The 5,918-nt window shown below is 74.4% G+C and carries 7 protein-coding genes; 2 read left to right on the top strand and 5 right to left on the bottom strand.

Features of this window, described 5'->3' with window-relative positions; all coding sequences use genetic code 11:
* A partial coding sequence (locus tag AOK24_RS34015; protein WP_159052076.1) for a response regulator occupies positions 1–318 on the bottom strand: 318 nt, incomplete at its 3' end.
* The gene (locus AOK24_RS34010) at positions 315–1,427 is read right to left on the bottom strand and encodes a histidine kinase (RefSeq protein ID WP_079057136.1); all 1,113 of its coding nucleotides are present in this window, start codon (positions 1,425–1,427) and stop codon (positions 315–317) included. The genes AOK24_RS34015 and AOK24_RS34010, both read right to left, overlap by 4 nt.
* 109 nt (positions 1,428–1,536) lie before the next feature.
* Here AOK24_RS34010 and AOK24_RS34005 point away from each other — a divergent pair, with 109 nt between their 5' ends.
* Complete coding sequence (locus AOK24_RS34005; protein ID WP_055723860.1) at positions 1,537–2,169, top strand: class I SAM-dependent methyltransferase; 633 nt, start codon at positions 1,537–1,539, stop codon at positions 2,167–2,169.
* A gap of 54 nt (positions 2,170–2,223) precedes the next feature.
* Here AOK24_RS34005 and AOK24_RS34000 read toward each other — a convergent pair whose 3' ends face one another.
* A complete protein-coding gene (locus tag AOK24_RS34000) occupies positions 2,224–3,132 on the bottom strand; it encodes an EamA family transporter (RefSeq protein ID WP_055723859.1) in 909 nt (302 codons plus the stop codon).
* Between the two features lie 68 nt (positions 3,133–3,200).
* Here AOK24_RS34000 and AOK24_RS33995 point away from each other — a divergent pair, with 68 nt between their 5' ends.
* Positions 3,201–4,064 carry a LysR family transcriptional regulator gene (locus tag AOK24_RS33995; RefSeq protein WP_055723858.1) on the top strand — a complete coding sequence of 288 codons (864 nt, stop codon included), beginning with the start codon at positions 3,201–3,203 and terminating at the stop codon, positions 4,062–4,064.
* Here the strand turns inward: AOK24_RS33995 and AOK24_RS33990 are convergent.
* Both AOK24_RS33990 and AOK24_RS33985 read right to left on the bottom strand, forming a co-directional pair.
* Positions 4,054–5,295, bottom strand: a complete 1,242-nt coding sequence (locus tag AOK24_RS33990) for an MFS transporter (RefSeq protein WP_055723857.1) — start codon at positions 5,293–5,295, stop codon at positions 4,054–4,056. The two genes, AOK24_RS33995 and AOK24_RS33990, sit on opposite strands and share 11 nt — an antisense overlap.
* The coding region (locus tag AOK24_RS33985; RefSeq protein WP_159052075.1) for a pyridoxal-phosphate dependent enzyme at positions 5,292–5,918 on the bottom strand (627 nt) is incomplete at its 5' end. The genes AOK24_RS33990 and AOK24_RS33985, both read right to left, overlap by 4 nt.

Below are 5,918 nucleotides of genomic sequence, written 5' to 3'. Positions count from 1 at the left end.
CGTGTCCTTGAGGAGGAAGCCGTCCGCGCCGGCGGCGAGCGCGTCGTAGACGTACTCGTCGAGGTCGAAGGTGGTCAGGATGATGACCTTCGGGGCGTGGGGGAGGGCGCGCAGGCGGGATGTCGCGGTGATGCCGTCCATGCGGGGCATGCGCACGTCGACGAGGGCGACGTCGATGGTGTGGGCCGTGGCCAGGGAGACCGCCTGGAGGCCGTCGGACGCCTGCGCGGTGAGCGTGATGCCGGGGTCGCCCGAGAGAAGGTCGGCGAGACCGAGGCGGACGAGTGCGTCGTCGTCGACGATCATGGCGCGGATCATGGCTGCCCCGGGGAGACGGAGGGGTGGGGGAGACGCGCGGCGAGCCGCCAGACACCCGCGCCCACGGGTCCGGCGCTGAACTCGCCGCCGAGCGCGCCGACCCGCTCCCGCAGACCGACCAGCCCGTAGCCGGAACCGTCCGCGTCCGTACGGGAGCCGCCGGGCGGGTTGGTGACCTCGACGAGCGTGTCCGGCGGGTCGTAGGAGACGCGGACGGTGACGGGCGCCCCGTCGGCGTGCTTGCGGGCGTTGGTCAGCGCCTCCTGCACCAGCCGGTACACGGCGAGCCGATGCGTGGTCGGCGCCATTGAGGGCGTCCCGTCGCTGACGAGGACGACCTGCTGCCCGGCCCCCCGCGCCTCCTCGACCAGCTCGCGCACGTCCCGCACCGCGGGCCGCAGCTCGGGCGACCCGGTCTCACGCAGCGCGCCCAGCACCTCCCGCAGATCGGTGAGCGCCTCCACGGAGGTCTCCCGCAGCAGCGCGAGGCGTTCGGCGACCGGCGCGGGCAGGCCGCCCTTCGTGGTGAGGACCCCGGTGTGCAGGGCGATGAGGCTGAGCCGGTGGGCGAGGACGTCGTGCATCTCGGCGGCGATCCGGGACCGTTCGGCCGCGCGGGCGGCGTCCTCGCGGAGCTCTGCCGCGACCCGCAGATGCGTGAGGTCGGCGGTGAGGGCGTCGAGGAGGCGGCGCCGGTTGCCGCGCCAGAGCCCGCCGACGACGGCGAGGCCGGGCAGCAGCACGACCGAGGCGTACGTCGTGCTCGTCCACAGCGCGGTCTCCCGGTAACTGAGCAGGTTCCCGGCGAGCGCCACCGCCGCCCACCCGAGCGCCGCCCGCCACCGCAGGTCCACGGCCACGCCGAACAGGGCGATCACCAGCAGCGGCAGCAGCGGCAGCCCCCACCACGCCGTGGCCAGGGAGACGACGGCCGGCGCGACGGGCCACCGCAGCCGGGGCACGAGCAGCACCGCCCCGCACACCAGCGCGGCCACGGTCACCGGGACCACGAACGCCCGGTCGGTGCCGATCGGCGACGTCACCGTGCACGCGACCACCAGCGCGGTCCGCCCGACGGCCGTCCACCGGGCGCCTGTTCTCCCGCTCACGCCGCCCATCCTAGGCACGCGGGCCCGCGCGCACCCCCTACGAAAGTCGAGGGTGAGCGTCGCACAACGACCGATTCGAAGACCCGCGCCGATTCCTAGCGTCGATTCCATGAACGACCACGACCGCTGGGCCTTCCTCCGCGAGGCGGCCCGCGACCTGCGCACCACCGGAGCGATCGCCCCCAGCGGCAAGGCACTCGCCCGCGCCCTGACCGAACCGGTCCGCGACCGGGCGCCGAACCCCCTCGCGGTCCTGGAGGTCGGCGCGGGCACCGGCGCGGTGACCCGGGTCCTGCTCCCCGCCCTCCCGCGCGGCAGCACCCTGGACCTCGTCGAGGCCAACCCCCGCTTCGCCGCCCGCCTGCGCGACCTCGCCCCCGGGGCGGCCGTCCACGAGCAGCGCGTCGAGGACCTCGCCACCGACACCCGCTACGACGTCATCGTCTCCGGCCTCCCCCTGACCAACTTCCCGCCGGGCGACGTCGAGAAGATCATGGCCCGCCTCCTCGACCTCCTGCACCCCGGCGGCACGCTCACCTACTTCGCCTACCTCGGCACCCGCAAGGCCCGCACCCTCACCGCCTCCCGCGCGGAGGCCCGCCGCCACGCGGAGGTGGACGAGGTGATGGCGGCCTACCGACGCCGGTACGCCGTGGGCCGCTGGACGATCTGGGCCAACCTGCCCCCGGCCTACGCGTGGCACCTCAGAAGCCCCCTGGGCACGGACGGGACACTCCGATGACCCTCGACATCGCCCCCCGCAGCCGCGCCGAGTCCCTGTCCCTCGTACGGCTGCTCACCCTCGGCGGGCCCGTGCCGGCCCTCGTGGTGCCGACCGGGGTGCGCGTGGCGCTGATGCGGCGGACCGTGTCGTCATGCTGACGGCGTTGGCGCCCACGACGGCGCCGATGGCCGCCCACTCGGCCCACCCGAGCCGCTGCCCGAGCCCCGCCCACCCCACGACGGCGGCGAGCAGCGGATTGACGCTCATGAACAGGCCGAACGCCTGCGCGGGCACCCGCCGCAGGGTGATCAGGTCGGCGAGGTAGGGCACGGCGGAGGACAGCACCCCCGCCGCGACCGCGCAGCCCAGAGCGCTCGCTGACGGCGGGTGGCGCACCGCGACGACCACCCCGACCGGCAGGAACAGCACGGCGGAGACGAGGGAGGCGGCGGCCGACCCCCGCGCGCCGGGGACCCGTTCCCCGACGGCCCGGTTGAGCAGGATGTACGAGGCCCAGCAGCACGCGGCGAGCACCCCGAGCCCGATGCCGACATAGTCCGCCGACGGCCGGGGCCGCATCAGGGTGACCGCCCCGGCGGCGGCGACGACCGCGCACCCCGCGTCGATCCGCCGCCGCGCCCCCGCGAGCGCGATGGCGAGCGGACCGAGGAACTCCAGGGTGACCGCGAGCCCGAGACCGACGCGGTCGATGGCGGTGTACAGGGAGAGGTTCATCGTCCCGAACACCACGGCGAGCGCGAGAACGGGCCGCCACTGGAACCACGTCAGAGTGCGCAGCCCCGGCCGCGCGACGGCGCCGAGGACGACGGCCGCGACGTACTGCCGGACCGCGACGACCCCGACCGGGCCGATGACGGGAAACGCGAGGGACCCGATCGCGGCACCGGTCTGATTCGACAGACCGCTCCCGACCATCGTGGCGACCCCGGCGACGAAGGACCGATCCTTGGTGGCGGACATGGCACGATGCTCGACCGCCTGCCCGCATACGCCAAATGCACCCACCGCGAGATCTATACGCTGACCGCATGGATGTGGAGCTGCGACACCTGCGCTGCCTCGTCGCCATCGTCGACGAGGGCACCTTCACCGACGCCGCGATCACCCTCGGCGTCTCCCAGGCGGCCGTCTCCCGCACCCTCGCCGCCTTCGAACAGGCGCTGGGCGTACGGCTGTTGAGGCGTACGTCGAGAGAAGTCGCCCCGACGGCCGCGGGTACCCGCGTCCTCGCGCACGCCCGCCGCGTCCTCGCCGAGGTCGACGACCTGGTCCACGAGGCGGCCTCGGGCCACACCAGCCTGCGCGTCGGCTACGCCTGGTCGGCGCTCGGCAGGCACACCCCGGTCTTCCAGCGCCGCTGGGCCGAGGCCCACCCGGCGACCGACCTGCACCTGATCCGCCACAACTCCGCGACCGGCGGCCTCGCCGAGGGCACCTGCGAACTGGCCGTCGTACGCCGCCCGCTGGAGGACCGCCGCCTCGACGCGGTGATCGTCGGCCTGGAGCGCCGGCTCGCCGCCGTACCGGCCGACGACCCCCTCGCCGCGTACGGCGCCGTACGCCTCGCGGACCTCGCCGGAGCCGGACACACGCTGGTGGTGGACCGCAGGACCGGGACGACGACCCCGGACCTGTGGCCGCCGGGCGCGCGTCCGGCGGTGGCGGAGATCAACGACGTCGACGACTGGCTGACCGCGATCGCCGGGGGCCGCAGCATCGGCATGACCGCCGAGTCCACGGCCCACCAGTACCCGAGGCCCGGCGTCGCGTACCTCCCGGTGCTCGACGCCGAGCCGGTCGTCGTCCGTCTCGCCTGGTGGCGGGACGATCCGCACCCCGCCGCCCAGGAGGCGGTGGAACTGCTGACGGCGCTCTACCGGGTCACACCGTGACCGGTTTCAGCAGCCGCCCGCCCCGGGCCAGCGCGGCGACCGAGGCCGCGCACGCCAGACCCGTCACGGTGAGCGTCCCCCACGTCAGCCACAGCGCGTCGTGCCGCCGGGCGACGTCCCACAGCGCCCCGGTGACGAGGTTGCCGAGGGTGATGCCCAGCCCGGACACGGTGTTGTACAGCCCGTAGTGCGTGGCCACGAGCCGCTCCCCGGACAGCGCGACGACCGTGTCCATCTCGAAGGGGTAGACGACCGCCGACCCCACCGCGAGCAGCACCACCGCCAGCACCAGCCCGGCGAGGACGGCGTACGTCGACCCGCGCGGGACGAGCGCCAGCGGCAGGAACGCCACCCCCATCGCCGCGAGCCCCCGCACCAGCGCCTCGTCGGGCCGCCACCGCCCCTTCGCCCAGCCGGTGAGCCGCAGCTGCCCCGCCACGGCGACGGCGGCGGACACCACGAACAGCCCGCTGGTCACCGCCGTGCCCCGCTCCCCGAGCGCGTCCTCGGCGGCGAGCGGCAGCGCCAGATACACCTGGAACGTCAGCACGTACGAGCCGATCATCGCGGCGGAGAACAGCAGGAACGGCCGGTTGGCGACGACCGTCCGCCACTGGGCGAGCACGCTCTCTTTCTTCTCGCCGTCGGAAGAGCCCCCGTGCCGCACGGGCAGCGCCCGCCACTGGAGCAGGCTCAACCCCGCGAAAATGGCTGCCGCGAGGGCGCACACCAGCCTGAAGTCGGCGGCCAGCAGCGCGAGTCCGACCAGCGGACCGAGCAACATGCCCGCCTGGTAATAGACGTTGAACGTGGCGAACGCGTCGACCCGCCGCTCACCCGACTCGGCCGCGAGATACGCCCGCACCGCCGGGTTGAACAGCGCCCCCGCGAACCCGGTCGCGGCCGACGCGGCGATCAGCGCGGGCAGGCTGTCCACCCAGCCCAGCAGCCCGAACCCGACGGTCCGCAGCAGGCACCCGGCCAGGATCGGCGCCTTGTACCCGAACCGGTCGGCGATCGTCCCGCCGATCAGGAACATCCCCTGCTGCGAGAAGTTCCGCACCCCGAGGACCAGCCCGACGGCCCAGGCCGCCAGCCCGAGCCCGTCCGAGAGATGCGCGGCGAGGTAGGGCATGAGCATGTAGAACGCGAGATTGATCGCGAACTGGTTGACCATCAGAAGCTGGACGGCCGGCGGGAAGGAGCGGGTCTGCCGCCACAGCCCCCTCACCGGGTCACCCCGGTCACCGCGAGGGGGTCGACGACGTGCGTGCAGCGCGTCCAGCGGGTGACCGTCCGCTCATGGCTCGCGGCGATCTCGTCCGGCTCGTCGGCGGGCGGACGCCCGAGCAGGTCGTGGCGCCGGCAGTACTCGTCGTCGAACACCGTCCCGACGTACCGCTGCGGCCCGTCCGGGAAGACGGCGGCGATCCGGTCCTCGGCGGGCAGCGTCCGCGCCAGCCAGCGGGCGACCAGCGCGACCGCGCCGACGCTCCAGCCGCCGGTCGCGTAGTGGCTGCGGGCCAGGTGGCGGGCCGCCCACACCGACTCGGGGGCGGCGACCCAGTGGACCTCGTCGAACAGGTCGTAGGCCACGTTGCGCGGGTAGATGCTGGAGCCGAGCCCGCGCATCAGCCGCGTCCCGGCGGGCTGCCCGAAGATCGTCGAGCCGGTCGTGTCGACACCGACGACCTTCAGGCGCGGGAACCAGCCGCGCAGCACGGACGCGATCCCGGCGGAGTGCCCGCCCGTGCCGACCGAGACGACCAGCGTGTCGATCCGGCCGAGCTGGGCGACGAGTTCGGTGGCGAGCGGCGCGTACGCGGCCACGTTGTCGGGGTTGTTGTACTGGTC

Source organism: Streptomyces niveiscabiei (assembly GCF_001419795.1).
Taxonomy (GTDB): domain Bacteria; phylum Actinomycetota; class Actinomycetes; order Streptomycetales; family Streptomycetaceae; genus Streptomyces; species Streptomyces niveiscabiei.
Note: the sequence above shows the minus strand (reverse complement) of the source record. Positions and strands in the feature narration are given on the sequence as shown.